The following is a 25385-nucleotide window of genomic DNA, read 5'->3' on the forward strand; positions in this document are numbered from 1 at the left end:
TTATATCGTTTGTAGCAGGCTGGCTAACTGGCGATTAATCGCCTGCTGATTAAAATCTTGCGCCACTTTTTCACGGGCGCGCGTGATCACCGACTCCAGCGTGTCGTGGTCAATCCGGCTGAACTCAGCGAGTCGGGCCGCCAGCGCCTGCGCATCGTTTTCCGGCACCAGCCAGCCGGATTTGCCGGCCTCCACCAGTTCCGGAATACCGCTATGCACGGTAGATACCACGGGAATCCCTACCGCCATTGCCTCCATCAGCGCCACCGGAATACCTTCCATATCGCCATCCGTACCGGTAATCGACGGCAGCAAAAAAACATCGGCGTCATCCAGCATCGCCTTCACTTCATGGCTCGGTTTAAACCCCGGCATCTCAATGACATCCTCTAGCTGATACTGCTCGATGAGCGTGCGCAGCCGACGTTCCCACGGGCCAATCCCCAGAATGCGGTAGCGAAACGCCACGCCCTGCGCTTTCAGTTGCCGACAGGCTTCAATCGCCACATGCAGGCCTTTTTTCTCGGTCAGGCGCGCGACGGAAATCATCTCCAGCGGCATCCCTGGCGCTTTCACCGGACGATGAGTAAAACGCGTCATGTCGACGCCCATGCGCGAAACGGCAATCTTTTCCGGCGGGCAGCCCATACTTTTCAGGCGACCGGCCCACAGATCGCTGATGGGCAGCATCAGATCGCCACGACGAAACAACTGCTGATACTCCGGCGTGTAATGACTGAGCACTTCGCGGCTGGAGATATCAATCCCGTGGAAAATAGTCGCAATTTTGCCGCGAAGCACGCCCAGTTCGCGTAGTTTGGCCGCCGTCACGCCCGCCGGACCAAAGTGTGCGATGAACACATCCGCCACAAAAGGGTGGCTCACCTGCGCGCAAATCGCGGAAAGGATCAAATTGCGTGATTCATCGCCATAGCGGGTAAAATTGAGCGCTTTCCAGGTCGCCGCCCGATGCAGCCCCGGCAGCGTTTTACATGCCCGGTAGCGCAGTTTCGCCAGCTGTCCCTGGGGCTCATCCTGTAACCAGCGGGTTTTCGCCGCCAGGCCATACTTCTCCCAGGCGGCGTGAGTATGTTGGGTATCGCCTTTTTGTAACGCGACAATCTCCACCTCATGGCCCATATCAATAAACGCAGTAATCTGATTCAGCACAAAGGTTTCCGATGAGAGTGGAAATTTCAGCAGAAAAAAGCTGACTTTCATTGTTCCTCCCGAATTCTGTCGAGAACGGATTTGATCATCGTGAACCCTTTCGCCCGCTCCTCGGTGACGGCGTTAGCCACTTTTGCCTTTAGCGCAGGCAATTGATTGAGCGTATCGGCCACCACGCTTTGTAATGAACCGTTCAGCAAGTGACGGATATCGATAGCCAATTCCGCCAGGCCTAGCTGCTGCATAATCCCGGCGGATTTATGTTCATAATTAATGGCGATAGCGGGCGTGCCAAAATTCATGGAGATAATGGCGGAATGCAGGCGCGTCCCGATGGTCAGTACGCAGGAGGCGAGGATCTTTCCGATTTCCACGTCATTGAGTTCGTCCATCGCGATATGGAAATGTTCTGAGTCGTTTACATACTTCGCCATCCGTAACGCAACCATCCGGTCATCGCGGTTATAGCGATCGATACTGGTGCAGGTCGACAGCGCCAGTACCTGATAACCGTCCGCAATCAGGCGATTCACGACCTGGGCAAATGCCTGCTCATAGGCCTGCTGAGTGGTGCCCAGGCGTTTATCAAACGGCTCCAGATCGCGCAACGTAATCGCGACGGTTTTGCGGCGCGCGGTGACGTCCAGCCAGTGCTGCACAGCATAACTGGCAACAAACTCGTCGTGACGGCGTTCGACTAACCAGGCAGTATCCACCCCCTGCTCCACTTTCCGGGTATCGATCTGCGCGGCGGCCATCAGATCGCGGCTGACGGTTTCACGCAGGATCAGCGCACTGGTGCGTCCAAAAACATAATTGGCGAGCTGGTTAAAGTCAGGGTTCTGGAAAGGGCCGACGCTATGTCCCACCATATAAATTGGTTTGTTCGCCATAAACGCGCACAGCGGATATTCAAAGTGAGTCAAACCGTATAAGTCGACATAGTTTGAACCGCCCACCTGAATGACGGCGTCATACTGCGCAATAAATTGTGCGAATTCGGCAAATTCCGGCGCGATAGCAAAATTACGCAGCGATCCTTCCTGGGCGACTTTAGACAATAAAATTTTATGCTGAAAACGACGGCGTAATACTTTTTTCACCCGACCGTTAAGCCCTGCCGCCGCCTGCTGTTTCTGGCTTAACTGATACAGCGGGTCGGCAATAATCGGGCGCCCCTGCAACCAGGCGGAACTCACCGGGAAACGGCTCATCACATCCATCTCCGCCTCTGGCGCCTGTTGACGGATGGCATCAAGCAAACCGCGCATAATGGCGCTATCACCACGGTTGCCGCATGTGTGGTTGCCTAAAATTAATAATTTCATAAATAGCCTCTTATATCCCCGTCATCCGACACGTAATAACTTTTTCAGTTTTGCACTGCCAACAAGCTGATTTTTAATTTCCATCACCAGCGCATTGCGTGAAAAAATAATCATTAAAATAAAACTCAAAATACCGACCATAACCTGTAGTGCGAATACCCCCGACAACGGTAAATAACCGTCGACCAGCTTTCCTGCGCCGTAGCTGGTAATAAATGTTGGCAATGAGAGATAAAACGGTAGCCACAGGCTGAGAATATACTGACGATAGCTGGAGCCGAGTACCGGCTTAATCATCACGAAATAGCTCAGAATGGTGTTGATAATTTGCACCACCAGGAACCCCAGCGTCACGCCAATCGCCCCCGCCAGATGGCCGCCAATGAGAATTGCCGGGATAAACAGAAACGTTTTAAAGACGTTGAATTTAAAGCTGATATCCACGCGCGCTTTCGCCATCAGCAGCGAACCAATCGGGTTGCCGACCGAACGCAGCAGCCCCACCACGCACAGCAATTGCAGGATCGGGATAATGCTGTTCCACTTCTCGCCAAACACTAACGGCACAAAATTGTTCGCCACTACCATCAGACCCAACAGCGCGGGAAAATTGATAATTCCCACCACGGAAAGCAACTTATAGAAGTTGACGCGCAGCTTCTCGGTATCGTCCTGGATTTTGGCGAATGCCGGAAATAGCACGCGAGTAATGATGGGGTTAAGCTTCGCCGGCGGCACAACCGCCACGTTGTACGCGAGGTTATATCCCCCGGCGACGCTTGCGCCGAGAATTCTCGCCAGTACCAGCGTCGATAAATTCGTGTTGATGTAATTGACGATACTGTCCGCCGTCAGCCACGCGCCAAAACGCAGGTTCGTGGACACCGATGCCAGCGAAAAATGCAGCCCCGGACGGTAAATCTTGCGGCCAAAGTAACCAAACAGCAGCGTTCGCACCGCGCTGTTCACCAGATAGCCGAGAATCGCGGTTAACGCCAGCGGCCAGTAATGGGCGCTAATCACCGTAAAGGTGAACCCCGCCAGCACGGAGGTCGTTTCGATCATGCCGATCTTATTGAACTCCAACTCTTTTTGCATCAGCGCGCGGAACTGCTGCCCGTGAGGGATCACGATAAACGCCAGCGACAACGTTTTGATTAACGGCGCGAGATCCGGGTTATGCAAAACATGGGCAATCGCATCGCTCAGCCAAAAGACCACCGCAAATACCACAATCCCAAGCCCAACGTTTAGCCAGTAAAGCGTGGTCAGCTCCAGATGCCCAATCGTTTTACGCTGGATAATCGAGTTCGCGATGCCAAAGTCCGAGATCGTGTCGGCCAGCGCGATAATCACCAGTGAGACGGTCAACAGGCCAAACTGGTGGTTGTCGATGATCCGCGCCAGCACCGTCATCTGAATTAACCCCAGACCGATAATCACTATCGTGGCGATAGCCGACCATTTAGCACCGCTGATCGTTTTTTGTCGTAAACTCATTCTTTTCTCCAGAACCTGTTCACAAGGCGTCATTGGCGCAGCCAGATTGAGCACTGCCCTGGTGCAATATGGCAAGTAAAATAGCCTTGTGGGTCAGGTTCTTAATACGCCGCTTTATTAACAAACCCTTTAAAAATCGTCAGAAAAACGATTTTGATATCGAACCAAATACTCCATTCGCGGATGTATTCCAGGTCGAATTCCACGCGTTTTTCCATTTTCTCCAGCGTATCGGTCTCACCGCGCCAGCCATTAATTTGCGCCCAGCCGGTGATGCCCGGCTTCATCTTGTGGCGTAGCATGTAACCTTCAATCAACTGACGATACTGTTCGTTATGCGCCACCGCGTGAGGGCGAGGACCGACGATGGACATCCCGCCAGTTAATACGTTGATAAACTGCGGCAATTCATCCAGCGAGGTACGACGCAAAAAGTTACCTACCCGGGTGACGCGCGGATCGTTTTGCGTCGCCTGGGTAACGACCTTATCGTTCTCCATCACCTTCATTGAGCGGAACTTCCAGACTTTGATCGGCTTGCCGTCCATCCCGTAGCGCGTTTGACGGAAAATCACCGGCCCGGGCGAGCTCAATTTGACCGCCAGCGCAATGCAGCACAGTACCGGTGAGATGAGCAGCAGAATCAGCGACGCCAGCACGATATCTTCTGCCCGTTTAAGCAGACGGTTAATCCCTGATAGCGGCGTGTCATATAGCGGAACGACCGGAACGCCGCTCATCTCCTCCACGCGCGAGTGGAGAATATTAAAGGTGAACACATCGGGAATAAGGATCACCGAGCAGGTGGTGTCGGCCAGCTCGCGCACCAGTTTTTTCACCATGGCGCCGTCGCTCATTGACATGGCGATATAAACATTGTGAATTCGCGAGGCTTTCGCATCGTCAATTAACTGCTCGAAGTTCCCGGCCCAGTCAGCAGAGACGCCGCCCGGTTTAGGATCGTGATAGACGCCCACCACCTCAAAACCCAGCCACGGCTCATTACGGAAGCTATCCAGCAACGCCTGACCCGCAGGCAAATCTCCGGCGACGGCGACCCGGCGAGTGTTATAACCACGATTGCGTAGCCAGCCCGCGCCGAAACGAATAAATGAACGGCATAACACTAAGCCCAGGCTGGACAGCGCATACCAGGCCAGCCAGGTGGCGAGGCGGTTGTCAAAGTCATCATTAAACGCCACCAGACCGGCGCTGAAGATCAGGCTCAGCGTCCAGTTTTGCAGTAACAGCGTTAACTCTGTCGACATTTTGACGCCGCGCCAGGAGCGATAAAAATCGGTCATCCCGCCCAGCATTTGAAAAACAACCAGCGTAATCAGCGCCACCAACAGGTGCATGTACAGGAATGGCAGTCCACTGACTTCACAGATGAACCACAGCCCGCCAAACATGATGGTGATATCTGAAAAGCGTTGCACCATAGAGATTAACGATGCATTGGTTTTGGCTCGTTCGCGCTTTTTTAGATTTGTCATCGTTGTTCCTGTGATTGGCCCCTTACCCGCAGGCGGTAAGGGGAGATCTGACGTTACTGATTCAGCAACGCCAGCAGAGTGCGTGTTCGCGCTTCCATCAGCGGTATATCGCCGCGTGATTCCACATTCAGGCGCACCACCGGTTCGGTGTTCGACGAGCGCAGGTTGAAACGCCAGTCCGGGAATGACATGCTGAGACCGTCCGTGCGATCCACCGCCTGCGCCTCTTCCGCGAAGTGCGCTTCCACCCGCGCAATGGCTGCCGCCGGCTCCGCCAGCCTGCTGTTGATTTCCCCGCTCGCCGGGAACGCCGCCATCCGGTCGCGGACCAGTTCACCCAGCGACTGCCCCTTCAGGCACACCAGCTCCGCCACCAGCAGCCACGGGATCATCCCGCTGTCGCAGTAGGCAAAATCACGAAAATAGTGATGCGCGCTCATTTCCCCGCCATAAATGGCATCCTCCGTACGCATCCGCTCCTTGATAAAGGCGTGCCCGGTTTTTGACATCACCGGCGTCCCACCCGCCGCCGTCACCACTGCCTCCGTGTTCCAGGTCAGGCGCGGGTCGTGGATAATCTTCGCCCCCGGGTGTTTTTCCAGAAACGCTTCCGCCAACAGCCCGACGATGTAGTACCCCTCGATAAACTGCCCTTTCTCATCGAACAGGAAGCAGCGGTCGAAGTCGCCGTCAAAGGCGATGCCCATGTCCGCCCCGTGTTCAATAACGGCCTTGCGGGTGTCGTCGCGACACTCCGGCAGCAACGGGTTGGGAATGCCGTTCGGGAAGGTGCCGTCCGGGGTGTTGTGGATTTTGATGAACTCCACCGGCGCGCCCAGCGCCTCCAGACGCGCTTCGATGGCGTCAATGACCGGCCCCGCCGCCCCATTGCCGGAATTCACCACCAGCTTCAGCGGGGTGAGATTGCTGACGCTGATATAGCCGAGCAGGTGGTCGATGTAGGCGTCGCGCAGGCTGATTTGTCTGTAGCTGCCGCGCGCGGCCTCGTTCACCGGCGGGAAGTCGCCCGCTTCCGCCAGACGCTGAACGTCGCGCAGACCGGTGTCGCCGCTTATCGGGCGGGCGCCCTCGCGCACCAGCTTCATGCCGTTGTAGTCCATCGGATTATGGCTGGCGGTCACCTCAATACCGCCGTCCACGCCGAGGTGGAAGGTGGCGAAGTAAATCTCTTCGGTGCCGGACATACCGATATCCAGCACGTCGACGCCCGCGTCCTGTAACCCTTTCGCCAGCGCCAGCTTCAGCGCCTCGCTGGTCAGACGCACGTCGCCGCCCAGCACGATGGTTTTCGGTTTTAAATATTCGCCGTAGGCGCGGCCAATCCGCCACGCGATATCTTCATTGAGCTCTTCGCCCAGCCTGCCGCGAATGTCGTAGGCCTTGAAACAGGTTAATTTTGTCATGTTCTTACCCTTCTTCAGGCAACAGTTAGCCCTGACCGTAAATGGCCAACATCGTTATTGTTATTCATTGCCGGATGGCGCGTTGCGCTTACCGGGCACCGTTGCAGGCGTCAGACCCGCCCGTAACGATCCTCGAACCGCACCACGTCGTCCTCTTCGAGATACGAGCCGGAACGCACTTCAATTAAATCGAGCGGTATTTTTCCCGGATTTTCCAGGCAGTGGGTCGCCCCCAGCGGAATATAGATGGACTCGTTTTCACCGAGCAGCTTAACCTCGCCGTTGATGGTGACTCTGGCGGTCCCCGCCACCACCACCCAGTGCTCGGCGCGGTGATGGTGCATCTGCACCGACAGTCCTTCCCCCGGCTTGACGGTAATACGCTTCACCTGATAGCGCTCGCCCGCGTCGATGGAGTCGTATTTGCCCCACGGACGGTAAACCTCGCGGTGCATGTGGTGCTCATGGCGTCCGTCGGCCTTGATCTTCTCCACCACCTTTTTCACGTCCTGCACCGCGTGGCGATCGGCAATCAGCACGGCGTCTTTGGTCTGCACTACCACCAGATCCTTCACGCCGACGGTGGTCACCAGGCCGGATTCGGCGTAAACGTAGCTGTTTTCCGTTTTATGGCTGATGACGTCGCCGTGGTGGACATTTCCCTCCGGGGTGTGGGCGCTGATTTCCCACAGCGAGGACCACGAGCCGACATCGCTCCAGCCCGCGTCCATTGGCATCACCACCGCGTCCGCCGTCCGCTCCATCACCGCGTAGTCAATGGACTCTTCCGGACAGGCGAGGAAGGCCTCTTCATCCACACGAATGAAGTCAAGATCCGGATCGACGCCGCGCATCGCCTGTTCACAGGCGGCCAGAATATCGGGGCGGAACTTTTTCAGCTCCTCCAGATAGCGTCCGGCGCGGAACAGAAACATGCCGCTGTTCCAGTAGTAATCGCCGCTGGCGACGTAGGCCTGAGCGGTTTCCAGCCCCGGCTTCTCAACGAACTGCGCCACCTCAAAAGCCACCGCATCCGTCGCGCCCGGCACGACATCACCACGCCGGATATAGCCATAGCCGGTTTCCGGCAGATCCGGCACGATACCGAAGGTCACCAGTTTGCCCGCGTCGGCATAGGGCATGGCGCCGCGCACCGCGTCGCGGAAGGCCTCTTCATTGGCGATTGCATGATCCGCCGCCAGTACCAGCATCAGCGGATCGCAGTCCGTATGCTGGCGCGTCGCCGCCAGCGCCGCCAGCGCAATCGCCGGCGCGGTATTGCGCCCGGCGGGCTCAAGAATAATGTTCTCCGTCAGCTTATTGAGCTGGCGGAGCTGCTCGGCAACGATAAAACGGTGCTGTTCGTTGCAGATAACCACCGGGCTTTCGCACTCCACGCCGTTCAGACGGCAAATGGTGGTTTGCAGCATGGTGAGATCGCCTTTCAGGCACAGAAACTGTTTTGGATAAAGCACGCGAGAAAGCGGCCACAATCGGCTACCGGAGCCACCGGCCATCACAACCGGGTAAAGTTTTGTCTGACGCATTATCATCCCCGAATATCTGCAATAAATTGGCGTAGCACGTTCTCTTTATTGAGCGTGCGTTCGGCGTATTCACGTGCCGTCATGTTGTTTTTCGGCATGGCGAGCGCCTGGCTAATCCCGTTGACCAGCGCGTCGGTCGACTCCGGTTCCACGCAAACGGCGATGCCCGGATAGCGCGCGCAAAGTTGTCCTAATTCGGTGTGCGGCTCAGCGGTAATCACCGCATTACCGCCGACCGCCAGAATGTTAGTCAGCTTGGAGGGCAGTACCGCATCCGCCGCGCCGCGCTTTTGCACCACCAGATGGCAGTCGCCCATTTTCAGCAGCGCGGGTAAGGCGTCGTAAGGCTGCAGCGGGAGGAATTTAATATTTGGCAGGCCGCGTTCGCGGGCCATGTTCTCCAGCCGCGCCTTGCCGCCCCCCTGGCCGACAATCGCAAAAATCAACGGTCGCTCGCGTAATCGTTCCGCGGCGTCAATCACCTTTTCCAGCCCTTGCTTTTCGCCGATATTGCCGGAATAAAGCACAATTTTTTTGCCCTCTGGCAAGCCAAGCTGCTGACGCAAAGCCGTCACGTTAGCGTCATTAACGTCCTGAAAGCGCGCCACTTCCGACCAGTTCGGAAAAAAGAGGATTTTTTCCGCCGCGACGCCCTTTTCCCGCGCTTTATTCATCATGGAGCGAGAGATGGTCGAAACATTATCAACGTTACGCAGCGCGCTGCGTTCAAAGGCCGTCGCTAACCGCGCTACGCTGCCGCGCTTGCCTTTTCCCGCCATTCCTAAGCCGAGCATGGCGTCCACTTCGTAATCCTGAATATGCAGTACGGTACGCGCGCCGGAGAGTGTCGCCAGCAGACGCATTCCCGGCGTACAAAAGAGCGTCGGTACAACGCCGATAATCCGATCCGGCTTCCAGCGACGCTGCGCCATCAGTGGGAAAAAACTGCTCAATGCAAAGCTCCCCAGATGAAGTAGTCGTTTTAGGGTGGAGGGCTGTTTCGGCACATACAGCGGGCAACGCCAGACGGTAGCCTCGCCCTCTTCCCGGCGATAGCGCCAGGCGGAATAGCGCTCGCCGACTTTCCACTGCGGGTAGTACGGCGGCGCAGTAATAACCCGCACCTCATGGCCTTCCTGCGCCATCCACGCCACCATTTCGCCGGTATATTTGCCGATACCGGTCAGTTCCGGTGAATAGTTAATGCCATAGACCAGGATCTTCATAGGCCCACCGCCGGCGCGTCAGGAGAGAAGTAGGCCCGACTGTTCTCATGAACATTATCGCTTGCCAGAAGCTGTTCCGGCGTCAGCCAGCGGTAACTGCCATGCTGGGTGTCAGGCAGGCGTAAATCGCTCTCCGCCACGCGCAGACGAAAGCCGAGCACGATGTAGTGAGTTGAAAAATCCTCACCGGAAAAGTTGTCGTCATAGAAGTGCTGCCAGACGCCATAAAACGTCCCTGCCGCCAGCGGCAGACGCACGCCCAGTTCCGCCTGCGTCAGGCGTGCAAAGGCGGCCTCCAGCGTTTCGTCTTTGCACACCCGCCCCCCCGGCACAAACCAGTAGCCCTGCGCCGGACGGTTGAGACGCTGGCCCAGTAAAATTTCCCCCTGGCCGTTTTCCACGATGAAATCGAGGGAGATGAGGGGCGTGGTCCGCACCACGGCGGCGAAATCTTCCTGACGTAAAAACATTGTCACCCCCGGAACCGGTGCTGATTCTCAAGGAACCACTGGTAAGTACCGGCAAGCCCTGCCTCCAGTGAAATTTCGTGATACCAGCCAAGCTGATGCAGGCGCGTGACGTCGAGCAATTTACGCGGCGTGCCGTCCGGCTTCGTGGCGTCGAACACCACCCGGCCCTGGTAACCCACCACCTTTGCGATAGTCTGCGCCAGCTCGCGGATGGTGCAGTCCACGCCAGTGCCGACGTTAATGTGCGACAGCATCGGAGCGGTGTTCTCCTGCCACACTTCGCGCGCCAGCTCCATCACGTGAATGCTGGCCGCCGCCATATCGTCAACGTGCAGAAATTCGCGCATCGGCGTGCCGCTGCCCCACACCACCACCTCCGGCGCGTGGCTCTGCGCGGCCTCATGAAAGCGGCGCAGCAGCGCCGGGATCACATGTGAATTGTCCGGATGGAAATTGTCATGCGGGCCGTACAGGTTGGTTGGCATCACCGAACGGTAGTCGCGACCGTACTGCCGGTTGTAGGACTCGCACAGTTTAATCCCGGCGATCTTGGCGATGGCATACGGCTCGTTGGTCGGCTCCAGCGTTCCCTGCAGCAGCTCGCTTTCCGCCATCGGCTGCCTTGCCAGTTTCGGATAGATACAGGACGAACCGAGAAACAGCAGTTTGTTCACGTTGTGCAGGTGCGCGGCGTGAATAATGTTGCTCTCTATCATCATGTTTTCATAAATAAAATCCGCCGGATACGTGTTGTTGGCGACAATGCCGCCCACTTTCGCCGCCGCCAGATAAACCTGGTCGATACCCGCCCCGGCAAAGAACGCCTGTACCGCACGCCCGTCGAGCAGATCCAGCTCATCGCGGGTGCACAGTACCAGTTCCACGTCGCCGCGCTGCGCAAGCTGCCGTACAATGGCGGAGCCCACCATCCCGCGATGGCCCGCCACAAAAATTCGTTGCTTATTCATTCTCAGGACTCCAGCGCGATGGCCACCTCGTAACCGTGAGATTTCAGCAGTGAGTGTTTTTTCGCGGCCTCCAGATCGTTCGCCACCATCTCGGAGACCATCTCCGACAGGGTGATTTCCGGTTTCCAGCCCAGTTTCTCATGCGCTTTGGACGGGTCGCCCAGCAGGGTTTCCACTTCCGCCGGACGGAAATAACGCGGATCAACGGCCACAATCACATCCCCCGGTTTCACGCCCGGCGCATCGTGTCCGGTAACGGATACCACGATCCCTTTCTCATTAATGCCTTCGCCTTCAAAGCGCAGTTTTATCCCCAGTTGCGCCGCCGCCAGCTCCACAAACTGGCGTACGGAATACTGCACGCCGGTGGCAATCACAAAATCTTCCGGCTGCTCCTGCTGTAACATCATCCACTGCATCCGTACGTAATCTTTCGCATGACCCCAGTCGCGCAGCGAGTCCATGTTGCCGAGATACAGGCAGGACTCCAGTCCCTGCGCGATATTGGCGATGGCGCGGGTGATCTTACGGGTAACGAAGGTTTCGCCACGACGTGGGGATTCGTGGTTAAACAGAATGCCGTTACAGGCGTAAATACCGTAGGATTCACGGTAGTTGACGGTGATCCAGTAGGCGTACAGTTTCGCCACCGCATAGGGGGAACGCGGGTAGAACGGCGTGGTCTCTTTCTGCGGGATTTCCTGCACCAGACCGTACAGTTCAGAGGTGGAGGCCTGGTAGAACCGCGTTTTCTTTTCAAGACCGAGGAAGCGGATCGCCTCCAGCAGGCGCAGCGTGCCCATCGCATCCACATCGGCGGTATATTCCGGCGACTCAAACGACACCGCCACGTGGCTCATCGCGCCCAGGTTGTAGACCTCATCCGGCTGCACTTCCCGTAAAATGCGGGTCAGGTTGGAGGCGTCGGTCAGGTCACCATAATGCAGATGAAATTTCGGGTTGCAGCTGTGCGGGTCCTGATAAATATGGTCCACGCGCTCGGTATTAAACGATGACGCGCGGCGCTTGATACCATGCACCTCATACCCTTTTTCCAGCAGAAATTCTGCCAGGTAAGACCCATCCTGTCCGGTTACGCCAGTAATGAGAGCGACTTTTGACATTTTCATTTCCTCAAATAGTCCCGTTAGGGAGTAACTTTCTGAACGCGCTGGCGCGTTACCACTGCGGGATTGCCCCGACAAATCGCATTTGCCGGTAATGATTTAAATACGCTGCTGCGCGCGCCGACGACGGTGCCATGACCTATCGTCACGCCGGGCGCGACAAAAACATCGGTCGCCAGCCAACATTTTTCGCCAATAACAATCGGCGCGGCATTAATATCGAAATGGGCGCTGGTATAATCATGGCTACCGGTACACAAATACCCTTTTTGTGAAATAACCGCATGTGCGCCAATATTAATTTCACCCAACGTATATAACACAGCGTCGTCGCCTACCCAGGCATAATCGCCGACGGTTAATTTCCACGGATAGGTAATTTTTACTGACGGTCGAATAACCACATTCTTTCCAATTTTGGCGCCAAACAGACGCAGCAAAAAGGCTCGCCAGCGATACAATATTTGCGGCGACCCGGCGAATAATGTCGCCTGTACCGCCCACCATAATTGTACTTTTAGCGCATTAGCGCCGCGGAACCCCTTCGGCACCGTAAAGCCGCTAAGATCCTGCATAATAACTCCCGGTGATTAGACTTTGTTATACCGCGCTTTTGTTTTACCCGTCGTTTTCAGACGTAATAAATAGGATAATTGCGCCCAAAATCCTGGCACACGTAATATTTTTCGCTGTACGTTTTTTGCATCCTGACATAATTCCAGATTATTCGAGGTTGACACGCCGCCCATTGAAAATTCAGATACCAGTCCGTTAATTCGCCGAAAAGGATAGCCTGCTTTATAGAGACGGGCCGCCAGCGCATAATCTGAAGAGACATGATATTGCAGATCATAAGGATACTTTTTTAACGCTGCCGTCGGGAAAAATATCGCCTGATGGCTGGCTGGCAAACTATGGTAGATATAATACCCGGGTTTAGCCTTCCGGCGTATTTTATGCCCGCCGCCAAAATCCAGCAGCGCGTCGCCAATATACATCGCCTCGCCCTTTTGTCGCGCCAGTTGGCGGACAAACAGCGCGGCATCATCATGGAACGCATCACCGGAATTAAGAAACAGGGTATAGCGCCCCTGCGCCAAGGCAATGCCTTTGTTCATGGCATCATAAATACCGCGATCCTTTTCACTGATAAAACGCAGGTTAAACTCACCGTGACGTTTTTGCAGAAATTCGCGCGTGCCGTCCTCCGAACCGCCATCCACTACGATCCATTCAAATGACAGACCCGGATCGCGCGCCAGATTGCGCAGCGAGCGCCAGGTTTTTACCACCCCTTCGTAATTGCGAAAGGCGACGGTAACGACGCTTAAAAACATGCCACCACCCCGTTATGAAATTTTTAACGCCTTGCGCAAAATGAACGGACAGACGATTAAAAAAGCATATTCCGGGCTAAATATTGAACCGGTAAAAAACAGCGACACCGGCGTAAAAAGATAGAGCTGTACCCGAAAATTGCGATTATCGCCAAACGCATTTAGCGCCATTTTTAAAACTTTCCCCATATACCACAGCGTCATTAGCACTGCGAACCAGGAAAAATAAATAATCAGCAGATACAATCCATTGTCTATGGTTTTCCCGACATCCGCACCGTTAAAGATTCCGAATGATGCGACATATTCATAAAGTGAGCCAAATCTGACTACACCATCAATATGGGTCAAGGAATATCCGACCATGACTAACGGGCCCACAATACGATAATAAGAAGATGAGCCTTCCGTCCCTAAATCGCCAAGTCGTGTCGCGATATAAGGAAATGCAATAATTACCCCAACCAAAAACAGGGTTAATGAGACCAGCGCCAGTGGAAGTTTTTTCTTTATCGCATCCTTATTCAAATATTGGAACGCCCACTCCAGAAGGTAAAACAGGATAAAGGTCATTACCCCTGAAAATGATCCTGATAATATTATCCCTGCCAGAATCATAGCATCGCTTTTCGGTGTTTTGATACCAAACTGTTTGATGCTCAGCCAAATTGAGATTAGTGCCAAAGCGAAAAATGCCGGTTCAAAATACAGCGCAGTGGTACGCTTACCGCCAAATTTTATGAAGTTCAGTACGTAGCTATTACTGTAAATGAGATATTTCGAAATTCCTTCCATAATACTGCTGCCGCCGGTAAGGATAATTTGCGCCATCTCAACCGCGGCGAGCGCGACCACTATACCCACCACCAGATAAAAAAAACGCAAAATCTTTCGGTGGTTATGCGCGGAAATGGTTTTGAATCGGATACTCCAGACCATCCCGATAATGACCACAATATAGACAAACAGCATCGTGGATGTGACATATTTACCGGCATTCAGCGACTGGCCGAACAGGAAGTTAAATGCCGTAAGCCCCGCGCCGATGCCTAAGGCGATCATCAATTTTTTTACGCTAATGCGTTCCACAAATAACAGCAGCAACAGCGGTAAAAAAGTGACGATGGTAATGGGAAAGCTTTCCCCCAGTTGGGCAATCTTGACATTGACCAGTAGGTAGATCAGCGGCAGCAGCAGATAGCTACAGATTCTGATAGAACGAGACATACTCCTCCAGCATCTGTTGACCGCTGTACGCGACGCGGCTACGCATACGAAAGGCGTCCAGCGTTGCGCCAAATACCGCCTGAGCAATCTCTGGCTTACGCCGCTGCGCCAGGCGCAGTACATCTGTAGCGGCAAAAGTCTGGCCGCCGGATTTCGCCAGCACCTCCTGCGCCGCCTCGCTGTGGGTAGCGAGCACCGGTACGCCGATCGAGAGCGCTTCACACAAGATCAGCGGATAGTTATCGACCCGCGAGCTAAAGACCAGCGCATCCATCTCATTGAGTGCGCTCATTAATTTGCGCTTATCGGTTTCAAAACCGTGATTAACAACGTTTTGGCCGGTAAAAGGCGAAAATTTACCGAAGGTATGCAGTTCAATTTTTTCGCCCAGCGCCATCATGTCGTGTACCAGACGCTGGTCAGTTTTGCCGTCGTAACGCAAGTCATGCGCCACAATGGCGATCCGCGGTTTGCCCGGATTCAGCGGCACAGGTGATAGTTGCGCGAGAATCGCCTCGGTCGCCAGATCGATACCGTTGTTAATCACCCGGCAGAGTCCCGCGCCATAAACGCTGTTAAAGGCCTCGGCCACGTGCTGGCTCGGCGAAATAAACCGGCAGCCCAGCCGCAGCATGTCCCGAAAGCGCTGACGTTTGCCGCCAATAAGCTGGTGCGCCCGATCCACCCTGACCGGCGGATAATTGCTTAGGGTCGGGCATTTTTGGCAGCCGTTTTTCCAGCCCTCGCAACCGTCGGTGAAGGCGCAACGCCCGGTGACGCTCCAGTGATCGTGCAACGTCCAGACCAGCGTGACGTCCGGTTTTTGCGCTTTGACTTTTTCGCAAAACGTCACGATGTCCGCCAGGTTTAGCCAGTAACTGTGGAGAACATGAAAATGCAGCACCAGCGGGCCGGATGTCTGGATAACCGTGCGGTAAAGATTGTCGAGATTGCCAAACAGATCGCGATTCAGGAAACGAAACAGCGCGATATTAGCGATTGCCGTGCCGCGCGGCGTCTGTTTTATCACCTGCGGATAACGGTGGTGGCTGACGCTTTTTTTTCCGCCTTTGCCATAACCGTAGACAAAACGTGACGTCAGCCCTTTTTGCAGCGCCCGCAGATGGAGATCCAACGCCACTCCCGCCGCGCCGCCTTCCGCCAGCCGTACATTAAATTGCAGAATATTCATGTGCTGACCTTCACCCGTGCTTTTTCTCCCACCACCAGCGCATGGTCCGGAATACTGTCAAGCACCACGCTACCCGCGCCAATCGTGACGTGATTACCGATAGTAATATCGCCAAGCAGGATGACATTCGCCCCCAGCTCAACGCCGTGACCAATCACCGGACAAGCCAGGCTGTCCGCGCCGCGATTGCCAATGGTGACGCCGTGACGAATGGTAAAATCGTCGCCGGCGACGACATGTTTGTTAATCACTACCGCGTAACCATGATGGATAGTGAACCGCCGACCAATGGTCGCGGCGGCCTGGATTTCATACCCGAACAGGCATTCCGTGATCACGCGATACAGCACCAGCACCGGCGCGGCCCACAGATTATTCAGCACATTCTTTTTGCGCCAGACGGAACAAAAATGAGCGATACGGTAGGCCAGCACCATGCAACAGGGGCGTAAGCTCCAGCTATTCGCGCGTAAGTCTTCCAGCATCGTTATCGCCCCCGCAGCCCGGCCGCCAGGCGTTTGCTGTTACGCACGGAGAGCAACGTCAGCAACGTGCGCCAGGTCATTCGCTTATTGCGAATTTGGTACAGCGTAAAAAGCTGGTATTTTTTGCTGGCGCGATCGAATTTATCTTTGTGCTTACGATAAAAATGGAAATAGCCGGAGAACTTTTTCGGCGAAGAGGTAATCTGCATCTCGCCGTGGTTGATATGTAAAATTTGCGTCGCCTCTTCGACTTTCCACGGTTCGCCATATTCCACCACCATACGCAGAAAAATGTCGTAATCCTGCGCCGCCTTGAGTTCGGTATCGAACAAACACGCTTTAAAACGCCAGGCCCAGGTAAAAACCTGATTGCCAATAATATTGCGCTTGTAGAATAAGCGGCGCGAATAAGGGGATTTCGGATACAGCGGCAGGCTGGCAGGCTGAGAGTAGACCTCGCCCTCGCACACATAGTCGTTGGCATACAAAAAGGCGTGCGTAGTCAACTGGTGTTTATGGGCCAGAAACACGCTCAGACGGTTGGGCGTCCATTCATCGTCATCATCAATACCGGTAATATAGTGTCCTTGCGCCTGCATAATGGCCTGGTTGCGAACCGCGCAGGCGCCGGTATTCCTGGCGTTATGAGTATAACGAACGCGCGGGTCGTTCAGCTCCTCAACAAATTGTTGTAGCTGCTGATAAGACGAGGAGCAATCATCCACGATGATCATCTCCCAGTGACGGTAGTCCTGACGTAGTACTGATTTAATCGCCCGGATAGCCAACTGCTGCCTGTTCCAGGTTGGCATATAAATTGAGATCAGCGGATTGTCTGTTGTCATGCTTATTCCCCAGATAGTTTTGCCGCATGGCGCTACGCTTGTCCGGCCTACAGTCACAGGCCGCGCCATCCGGCACGCCTTATTTTTTATTTGGAATCTGACTGGTATTCATACTCGTAATAGCCATAATCCTGGTAACCCGTCGCCCGGCGGAAAATGGAGTTGAGAATGACGCCTTTGACCTGAATGCCATTCTGGTCAAAACGGCTCAGACTGGTTTCCACCTCTTTTAAGGTGTTGACGGCATAACGCGCCACCATCAGCGTTGTCCCGACGTGACGACCCACAATCGCGGCGTCCGTCACGGCCAGAATCGGCGGCGTGTCGATTAATACCAGGTCGTAGCGGCTGCTTGCCCAGGCGATCAGCTCGCCGAAGCGCTCGCTCATCAGCAGTTCCGATGGATTAGGCGGCACCTGACCGCGCGGAATAAGATCAAAATTAGCGATCGCCGTAGGTTTCGCGCAGGAGGCTATCTCGCCTTTGCCCGCCAGAATATCAGATAAGCCGTCCACGTTATTGGTGCCGAGCAGTTCATGGGTGTAGCCCTTACGCATATCGCAGTCGATCAGTAATACCCGTTTATGCGTCTGGCTGATGACGGCCGCCAGGTTGGCGCAAACAAAGGTTTTGCCGATAGAGGGGCTGACGCCTGTGAGCATGAGTACATTATTTTGCGCCTGCATCATGGCGAAATGCAGGCTGGTGCGCAGGCTGCGAATCGCCTCAATCGCCAGATCGGTCGGATTGCCCACCGCCAGCAGTTGGCTCTGCTTGTAACGCTTAATTCCTTTAATGGTTTTGACGCTATCGCGCGCTTTTTGCCATTCCGACAGCGGAATACTGGCATAGACGCTGATCCCGTGCTCCTCCAGCGCCAGCGGGCTTTCAATACCGCGATTAAACAGCGAGCGCAGCAGCACGCCGACAATCGATAACATTAATCCCAGAATAATGCTGCCGAGAATAATCAACGCCTTTTTCGGCTTTAGCACGCCCGGCTGGGTAATCGCCGGGTCAACGATGCGCACGTCGCCAACGGTGCTGGCTTCGGTGATTTTCAGCTCCTGCTGTTTATTAAGCAGTTGCATATAAACCTGCTGGCCGGACTCCACATCACGGGTCAAACGCACAATCTCCTGCTGGGTTTTCGGCATTGCCGTCACCCGCCCGTTCAGTTTGGCTTTTTCATCTTCCAGCGCTTTACGTTTTTCCAGCAGGGTGCGGTAGGCCGGATGCGCTTTGGTAAAGAGCTTGGAAATTTCCGCCTCTTTAAACGTCAACTCATTCAACTGGGCGTCGATATTAACCATCGAATCGAGCACCGCCTTCGCCTCCAGCGGTAAATCCACCGAGTCTTTATCCTGGCGGAAAGCGTTTAGCTTGTTTTCCGCCACATCCAGACGGCTGCGGACTTCCGGCAGTTGTTTTGCCAGAAACGCCAGGCTCTTCCCCGCCTCTTCAGATTTCCGCGCAATATCCTGTTGCAGATAGTTACGGGTAATACTGTTGAGAATTTCGCGGATCTGGTCGCGATCCTCTCCCGTGAACGTCAGGCTCAGAACGCCGGTATCTTTGCCGGTTTCCGTTACGGTGAGGTTATTTTGCAGGTTATTAATCATGCCAAGCGTTGAGAATTTACTCACCGTAAATTCTGTATCAGGACGGGCGTCAATCGCCTCTACCTGCATCGTCACGCCGTCTTTATTGAGTGGCTGGCCCACAACGCCCTGCGCGCTAAATCCGCCGTCGCTAACCAACTGATAACGTTTGTCGCCCAGCACTTTGAGGGTGAAGATCTGTCCGCTCATCGTCTCTGGTCGGGTGAATGTCGTGACTTTCACCATTTCATTGTGACGTCCCATCAGCCGTTCCCACCCGGCGCCAAAGAGCGGAAAGGTGTTTTTGGTGACGGCAATATCCAGATCCAGATCGTCAACGGTCTTCCCCAGCACCAGGCGCGATCGAATGAGCTGAATTTCCGCATCGGAAGCCGGCGGCTTATTCGCTAATGCGCTATTGATATCCTGTACCAGCGAATTACCGGCGTTTTGTTCAATCTGTACCAGCGCATCGGCGCTATAGATGGGCGTGGCGAAGAACGTATAAATTACCGCGCACAGCGCAAATATGGCCGTCGTCCCCAACACCCACCAACGCGCTTCAATCACCGTTCCGACCAGGCGCCCGATATCGATTTCATCGCTACCCGTAACCGCCGCAGATTGTTTTACTTTTTCTGTCATGGTTTTCCCTGCTCTGCATTCAGTGCCTGCGCCCACTGGCGGGCAGACCTTTCCAGTAATGTGTACACCGCCTCAAACGCATCGCGGCTTTTGCGATACGGGTCCGGTATTTCACGCTCGCTGTCCCAGTGACCAAACAGCATTACCTTGCCGCGCATTTCCGGCGCAATGTCGCACAGGGCGGCGATGTGACGTTTCTCCATCGTCAGAATCAGGTCATATTCCCGGCACAGACGCGCGGAAATTTGCCTTGCGCAGTGATTTTCCAAAGACAGATTGTGGGCGCTCGCCACGCTCGCCGCCGCAGGATCGGCGCCTTTGCCGACCAGCGCGCCTAATCCTGCGGACGCAACCGTCAGCGAGGGATGAAAGCGTTTTAGCAAACGTTCCGCCGTCGGGGAACGGCAAACATTCCCCACACAGACCACTAAGATTTTGTTAAACATAACGATTACCAGGAATGAATGTCGCTGGCCGTATCCGTCATATAACGGACACCGCTAATGGTTGGCAGCAACTGATTGATCAGACGGTTCCAGCGAGCAACCGGCGCGGTCGTGACGTACACCACATCGTAAGGCTGAAGTCGGAATTCCGTCGCCATCACCAATGACGTGGCGTCAGACATATCAAGCTGGTAGATATTGGCGATCTTGCCGCCACGTTCCCCCTCGCCTTTCAACGGACGAATCACAAAAATGCCGCTGGCGTTGGAGGTGGTCAGATCGATGCCTTCCGCATTGCCCAATGCTTCGGTGAGCGTCATGCCGCTGAAATCCATTTTGAGGGTGCTCTGTTTTTTCACTTCGCCCATGACAAAGACTTTCAGATCGTCATTGCGCGGCACATACAGAATGTCGCCAGGGTAGAGCAAGCGGTTCTGACTAAGATCGCCATTTTGCATCAGCGCCTGTAGCGAAATGCGCTGTTCTTTGCCGTTGTGCGTCAACACGACGTTGCGCCAGTCCGCCATATCGGTCAGGCCGCCCGCGGCGTTAATCGCATCCAGGACGGTTAGCGGTACGTTAGTAATGGCCTGCTGACCGGATTTATTCACCTGGCCGGAGATATACGCTTTTTGCGAGCGGAAAGCGGCGATATTGACATCCACCTGCGGGTCCGCGATGTACTTCGCTAAACGCCCAGTAATATCGCTGCGAATCTCTGACAAAGTTTTACCGACGACGCTAACCTTGCCAATGTAGGGATAAAACATGGTGCCGTCCGGCTGTACCCAGTTGCCGGTATCGCTTGAGCTACGGTACTGGCCCGCTGGCGTGGTCAATTCCGGGTGATCCCAGACGGTGACATTCAGCACATCGCCAGGCCCGACGCGATACTGATAGCTGGCGATCTCCTGGTCCAGCGACATATTCGGTTGCGCGACATTGGGCCGCGGGCGTAATTGCTCAACCAGCCGTGGCGTCAGCGGATACACATTGACCATCCGGTCGAGATCAAAGTCAGCATCTTGCTGTTTGATCACATCTTTCCCCATCGTAGACATATTGCTGCCCGGAAGTACTGTGCAACCACTTATCAAGCTGAGCGACGCCAATAATGGCATCAATTTCATTTTGGATTTCATCATTGATTATTTATCACTTTGGCAGAGTCATTATCCTGTGCAATTTAAATAGCGGCTTCGTCCGTGCACATTTACCTTGCAGTTAATAGCAGAGAAAATTAACTGGCATCATTCTGAAAAAAAATCAATTCATCCGCAGGCTATTGACAGAATAATAAAGGCTTATATTCAGGCTTTCAGGCACGCTACCGCCCCTGGCTTCTTAGCTACCAATACACTGATTATTCTAAATTTTCGCATTCCCCTCCGATTTCATCCTCGTTCAGATAAAAATCTTCAGCGAAATAAAGGTTACGTATTAATAGTTTTCTCGATGTCGTGACAGGATATTTAAGCGCGCTATCTTAATCCTGCAAGAATTGTTGCAGCTAACCTAATGACAGGCAAGGTAACAAACCCGCCATTCTATATTTTTAAGATTAATATTAAATGAATTAACAGATGATTTTAGGATTTTATTGATGTTGACAATATTTATTTACTCCACTCCACCTGCGATATTTCCTAAATATATTCTTGACATTATTTAGTTTCCGACAGAAACATTACGGCTATTTTAAAGTTATTTTATAGCCGCGTAACAAAGATAAATTGCTCTGCGGCATTGCATTTTTCCGCCGTATTATCCATGATCGAATTGTGACAATTGTCATATTACAGAAGGTATTGCTCTTACTATGGAATGGATTGCCGATCCGTCAATCTGGGCCGGACTGGTGACGTTAATCGTTATCGAACTTGTTCTCGGCATTGATAACCTGGTCTTTATTGCCATCCTCGCTGAAAAACTACCGCCGGGGCAGCGCGACCGCGCGCGCATTACCGGCCTGATACTGGCGATGATCATGCGCCTGCTGCTGCTGGCGTCAATCTCGTGGCTGGTCACCTTGACTAAGCCGCTCTTTAGCGTACAGGCGTTAAGCTTTAGCGCCCGCGATCTGATTATGCTGTTCGGCGGCTTCTTCCTGCTCTTTAAAGCCACCATGGAGCTCAACGAACGGCTGGAAGGGAAAGATAGCGCCAACCCTACCCAGCGTAAGGGGGCGAAATTCTGGGCGGTGGTCGCGCAAATTGTGGTGCTGGACGCTATCTTTTCTCTCGACTCCGTGATTACCGCCGTGGGGATGGTCGATCACCTGGCGGTCATGATGGCGGCAGTGGTAATCGCCATTAGCCTGATGCTGCTCGCCAGCAAGTCACTGACCCGATTTGTGAACAACCATCCCACCATTGTCATTTTGTGTCTTAGCTTCTTGCTAATGATCGGCTTTAGCCTGGTGGCGGAAGGGTTTGGTTTCCATATTCCGAAAGGGTATCTGTACGCGGCTATCGGCTTCTCGGTGATGATCGAGGCGCTCAACCAACTGGCTATTTTTAACCGCCGCCGTTTTCTTTCCGCTAACCATACGCTGCGCCAGCGCACAACGGAGGCCGTGATGCGGCTGATTAGCGGTAAAAAAGAGGATGCCGAACTGGATGCCGAAACCGCCGCGATGCTGGCAGACCATGACGACAGCCAGATTTTTAATCCGCAGGAGCGCAGGATGATTGAGCGGGTGCTGAATCTCAACCAGCGCACCGTAAGTAGCATCATGACGTCGCGTCATGATATCGAGCATATCGATCTCAACGCGCCGGAAGCGGAAATCCGCGCTCTGCTGGAAAAGAACCAGCATACGCGTCTGGTCGTGACGGGTGAAAATGAACAGGAAGATTTACTCGGCGTCGTCCACGTCATCGATCTGTTGCAACAATCGCTGCGCGGCGAACCGCTCAACCTGCGGGCGCTGATTCGCCAACCGCTGGTTTTCCCTGAAACATTGCCGCTGCTGCCTGCGCTGGAGCAGTTCCGTAACGCCAGAACCCATTTTGCCTTTGTCGTAGATGAGTTTGGCTCGGTTGAAGGTATTGTGACATTAAGCGATGTCATGGAGACTATTGCCGGTAATCTGCCGAATGAAGTCGAGGAAATTGACGCCCGCCACGATATTCAGAAGAACCCGGACGGTTCCTGGACAGCAAACGGCCATATGCCGCTGGAGGATTTGGTGCAGTACGTGCCGCTACCGCTGGATGAAAAACGGGAATACCATACGATTGCCGGATTATTGATGGAATATTTGCAGCGCATACCGCAAACCGGTGAAGAGGTTCAGGTGGGTGATTATTTGCTGAAAACATTGCAGGTAGAAAGCCATCGAGTGCAGAAAGTGCAGTTAATTCCGCTGCATAACGGCGAGCCAGACCCGGAGATGTAACGTCTGTTCGCCTGCCCCGGCCTGCTTACCAGGCAGGCCGGAGGCGCGTTAGCCTCGCCATCCGGCTCTGCCCTTTGGCCAAAAACTAAAGCTTATTCAGCAGCTTCTTCACATCTTTACCGTTGCGGGTATCTTTATTGCGATCCGCCCAGTCATTGAGCCGACGCTTCGCCTCATCCTGTAAATGCTTACGCAATAACTGATCCACTTGCAGGGTATAGTTCAGCTCCTGCCACTTGCCATAGACGCGCAACGGCACCGGCGTCTCTTTCAGGAAGGTGATCAGGTTGCTATCGCCGTTCCAGCCGCCCAGCACACGCAGATTAAATTGTGTATCACAGCTCTGCTTAACCAGATCCAGCGTTCCGCTGCCGGTTAACGCCAGCATAGAAGATTGCCCGACCATGTCGTCGAGCGTCAGCGTGCCCTTATTTAGCGTCAGATCGGTCGTGAAGCGATCCAGTCGGGTCGCGTTGTCCATATTTTCCTGCGACTGCTGCGCGTCGCCGCCGCTTCGCTCTACGGCCTGCTGCACCAGTTGCTGGAAATTCATTCCTTCGAGGCGCGTATTGCTCATGTCAATATGCGCTTTTCCTTTCCAGCTGTGGCGAAATGCCTCCGCGTCAATATCTGCCCCGGAGAAATCGCCAACCAGCGACATCTTACCGGTCAGGCTAATCGGATAATTGAAGGCTTTCAGGATAGTCCCAATCTCAACATGGTTGAGGCGAGGGTGGAATTCGATGCGTGGACTGGCGGTGCGGGCGTCCAGCGTGCCGGGCAGCGACATCTCTCCGTCGGCCAGTTTCCCCTGCAACTCAGTAATATCCAGCAATCCGGCCTGATTAGACATCTTCGTCGAAACCTGGGTAAAGTCCATTCCCCGCCAGCGAACTGAATCCGCCTGTAAAGCAATCTCCGCCGTAAAGCTTTGCAGCCCCTGATAAGGCGGCGCACCAACACGCGACGCGATAACTGGCCTGGTCAGGGGGAGCGTATTTTGCCCCTGCGACACCGCGCCGCCCGTCTGAGCCACGGCGCTATGATGCGGCAACAGGTTGTCCAGATTAAGCTTGCTGGACCGGAGGTCAATTTGCCATTCCGGCTGCTCCGCCAGCGTTACCTGAACGTGTCCGGTCAGAGAACTGTCATTCGCCGTTAAATTTAAGTGGTTAAATGAAAGACGTTTTTGCGCTTCCTGCCACTGAGCCTGCAGTTGTCCCTGCCCCTCAATCCCCTGCGCCGGTAAATCCGCGCCCTGCAATTGCCAGCGCAGTTGCTCAATACCCGCGGTTAAATTATGCGGATAATCGGAAGCATCCACCGTTCCGCTGAACGATAAAGCAAGATCCCGCTGATCGCGGTTTACGCGTCCCGAAAAATCAAACGTGCCGCGATGCTCGGCATCTTGTTCCATATTCAGACGAATATCGCGCACCGTGACCTGATCATCATTTTCATGCTGGAAAACCAGCACGCTGTCGGCAACGCGCAGGCTACGAATATCAAACGACCAGCCGCGATCTTCCGCTACGTCCGGCAAGGTATTATCTTTCGGCGCGACCGGCGCATCATCGCTGCGTACCGCTTCCGTTTGCGGCGTCAGTTGAATCACCCCGCCCTTCAGCATCACCTGCTTAACATGAAGCTGATGACTCAACAGCGGCCATAAAGCGACATCCAGGCGCATATTGTCAGCCCGCACCAGCGGTTCGCTGGCGCCTCGCGCCGTTAGCGTCATTCGCCCGGAAAGGATGCTGAGTTGCGGCCATACGTGCCAGCGCAGCGGCCCGTCCAGTTGCAACTGATATTCACTACGCGCGGCAACCTGCTGCACCATATAGGCGCGGAAATCATTCGGATTGACCAACAATACCAACGCAGAGAATCCGGCCACCAGCACGACCAGGAGAATCATCAGCGTCGTCAGAAATCGTCTCATGCTACCCTC

The 25385-nt window shown here is 54.3% G+C and carries 21 protein-coding genes; 1 reads left to right on the forward strand and 20 read right to left on the reverse strand.

Annotated features, from left to right (window positions below):
• The 19 genes from wcaL to ABVN44_RS02730 form a co-directional block, all read right to left on the reverse strand.
• Positions 1 to 1221, reverse strand: coding sequence for a colanic acid biosynthesis glycosyltransferase WcaL (wcaL, locus tag ABVN44_RS02640; RefSeq protein WP_023231293.1), 1221 nt, complete (start codon positions 1219 to 1221; stop codon positions 1 to 3).
• Positions 1218 to 2498 carry a colanic acid biosynthesis pyruvyl transferase WcaK gene (gene wcaK / locus ABVN44_RS02645; protein WP_023231292.1) on the reverse strand — a complete coding sequence of 427 codons (1281 nt, stop codon included), beginning with the start codon at positions 2496 to 2498 and terminating at the stop codon, positions 1218 to 1220. Before wcaK ends, wcaL begins: the two co-directional genes overlap by 4 nt.
• Before the next feature lie 21 nt (positions 2499 to 2519).
• A complete protein-coding gene (gene wzxC, locus ABVN44_RS02650) occupies positions 2520 to 3998 on the reverse strand; it encodes a colanic acid undecaprenyl disphosphate flippase WzxC (RefSeq protein ID WP_000058681.1) in 1479 nt (492 codons plus the stop codon).
• A 101-nt stretch (positions 3999 to 4099) separates the two neighbouring features.
• Positions 4100 to 5494 carry an undecaprenyl-phosphate glucose phosphotransferase gene (gene wcaJ / locus ABVN44_RS02655; RefSeq protein ID WP_000183163.1) on the reverse strand — a complete coding sequence of 465 codons (1395 nt, stop codon included), beginning with the start codon at positions 5492 to 5494 and terminating at the stop codon, positions 4100 to 4102.
• Between the two features lie 53 nt (positions 5495 to 5547).
• Positions 5548 to 6918, reverse strand: a complete 1371-nt coding sequence (cpsG, locus tag ABVN44_RS02660; protein ID WP_023231291.1) for a colanic acid biosynthesis phosphomannomutase CpsG — start codon at positions 6916 to 6918, stop codon at positions 5548 to 5550.
• Between the two features lie 110 nt (positions 6919 to 7028).
• The gene (gene cpsB / locus ABVN44_RS02665; RefSeq protein WP_000605946.1) at positions 7029 to 8471 is read right to left on the reverse strand and encodes a mannose-1-phosphate guanyltransferase; all 1443 of its coding nucleotides are present in this window, start codon (positions 8469 to 8471) and stop codon (positions 7029 to 7031) included.
• On the reverse strand, positions 8468 to 9691 hold the full coding sequence (gene wcaI, locus ABVN44_RS02670) for a colanic acid biosynthesis fucosyltransferase WcaI (RefSeq protein WP_023231347.1): 1224 nt from the start codon (positions 9689 to 9691) through the stop codon (positions 8468 to 8470). The genes cpsB and wcaI overlap by 4 nt, the downstream gene beginning before the upstream one ends.
• Positions 9688 to 10161 carry a GDP-mannose mannosyl hydrolase gene (locus tag ABVN44_RS02675; RefSeq protein ID WP_001748574.1) on the reverse strand — a complete coding sequence of 158 codons (474 nt, stop codon included), beginning with the start codon at positions 10159 to 10161 and terminating at the stop codon, positions 9688 to 9690. The genes wcaI and ABVN44_RS02675 overlap by 4 nt, the downstream gene beginning before the upstream one ends.
• A 2-nt stretch (positions 10162 to 10163) precedes the next feature.
• On the reverse strand, positions 10164 to 11129 hold the full coding sequence (locus tag ABVN44_RS02680; protein WP_023231345.1) for a GDP-L-fucose synthase: 966 nt from the start codon (positions 11127 to 11129) through the stop codon (positions 10164 to 10166).
• A 2-nt stretch (positions 11130 to 11131) separates the two neighbouring features.
• On the reverse strand, positions 11132 to 12253 hold the full coding sequence (gene gmd, locus ABVN44_RS02685) for a GDP-mannose 4,6-dehydratase (RefSeq protein WP_000048165.1): 1122 nt from the start codon (positions 12251 to 12253) through the stop codon (positions 11132 to 11134).
• Positions 12254 to 12276: 23 nt separating this feature from the next.
• Positions 12277 to 12831, reverse strand: a complete 555-nt coding sequence (wcaF, locus tag ABVN44_RS02690; protein WP_001153603.1) for a colanic acid biosynthesis acetyltransferase WcaF — start codon at positions 12829 to 12831, stop codon at positions 12277 to 12279.
• A 15-nt stretch (positions 12832 to 12846) separates the two neighbouring features.
• Complete coding sequence (gene wcaE / locus ABVN44_RS02695; protein WP_000480132.1) at positions 12847 to 13593, reverse strand: colanic acid biosynthesis glycosyltransferase WcaE; 747 nt, start codon at positions 13591 to 13593, stop codon at positions 12847 to 12849.
• A gap of 12 nt (positions 13594 to 13605) precedes the next feature.
• A complete protein-coding gene (wcaD, locus tag ABVN44_RS02700; RefSeq protein WP_000091392.1) occupies positions 13606 to 14820 on the reverse strand; it encodes a colanic acid polymerase WcaD in 1215 nt (404 codons plus the stop codon).
• The gene (gene wcaC / locus ABVN44_RS02705; protein WP_023231344.1) at positions 14795 to 16012 is read right to left on the reverse strand and encodes a colanic acid biosynthesis glycosyltransferase WcaC; all 1218 of its coding nucleotides are present in this window, start codon (positions 16010 to 16012) and stop codon (positions 14795 to 14797) included. Before wcaC ends, wcaD begins: the two co-directional genes overlap by 26 nt.
• The gene (wcaB, locus tag ABVN44_RS02710; protein ID WP_000888724.1) at positions 16009 to 16497 is read right to left on the reverse strand and encodes a colanic acid biosynthesis acetyltransferase WcaB; all 489 of its coding nucleotides are present in this window, start codon (positions 16495 to 16497) and stop codon (positions 16009 to 16011) included. The genes wcaC and wcaB overlap by 4 nt, the downstream gene beginning before the upstream one ends.
• Before the next feature lie 2 nt (positions 16498 to 16499).
• A complete protein-coding gene (gene wcaA / locus ABVN44_RS02715; protein ID WP_000205695.1) occupies positions 16500 to 17342 on the reverse strand; it encodes a colanic acid biosynthesis glycosyltransferase WcaA in 843 nt (280 codons plus the stop codon).
• 86 nt (positions 17343 to 17428) lie between these two features.
• Entirely contained in the window at positions 17429 to 19588 is a 2160-nt protein-coding gene (gene wzc, locus ABVN44_RS02720; RefSeq protein WP_023231343.1) for a tyrosine-protein kinase Wzc, read from the reverse strand.
• The gene (wzb, locus tag ABVN44_RS02725) at positions 19585 to 20034 is read right to left on the reverse strand and encodes a low molecular weight protein-tyrosine-phosphatase Wzb (RefSeq protein ID WP_000482226.1); all 450 of its coding nucleotides are present in this window, start codon (positions 20032 to 20034) and stop codon (positions 19585 to 19587) included. The genes wzc and wzb overlap by 4 nt, the downstream gene beginning before the upstream one ends.
• Before the next feature lie 5 nt (positions 20035 to 20039).
• A complete protein-coding gene (locus tag ABVN44_RS02730; protein WP_000978076.1) occupies positions 20040 to 21179 on the reverse strand; it encodes a polysaccharide export protein in 1140 nt (379 codons plus the stop codon).
• 674 nt (positions 21180 to 21853) lie between these two features.
• Here ABVN44_RS02730 and ABVN44_RS02735 point away from each other — a divergent pair.
• A complete protein-coding gene (locus ABVN44_RS02735; protein ID WP_023231342.1) occupies positions 21854 to 23434 on the forward strand; it encodes a TerC family protein in 1581 nt (526 codons plus the stop codon).
• 85 nt (positions 23435 to 23519) lie between these two features.
• On the opposite strand, the gene asmA is transcribed toward ABVN44_RS02735, so the two are convergent.
• Positions 23520 to 25376, reverse strand: coding sequence for an outer membrane assembly protein AsmA (gene asmA, locus ABVN44_RS02740; RefSeq protein WP_023231341.1), 1857 nt, complete (start codon positions 25374 to 25376; stop codon positions 23520 to 23522).
• Positions 25377 to 25385 lie beyond the last annotated feature (9 nt).

The organism is Salmonella sp. SJTUF15570, assembly GCF_043357055.1.
In the GTDB taxonomy this organism is placed as follows: Bacteria; Pseudomonadota; Gammaproteobacteria; order Enterobacterales; family Enterobacteriaceae; genus Salmonella; species Salmonella enterica.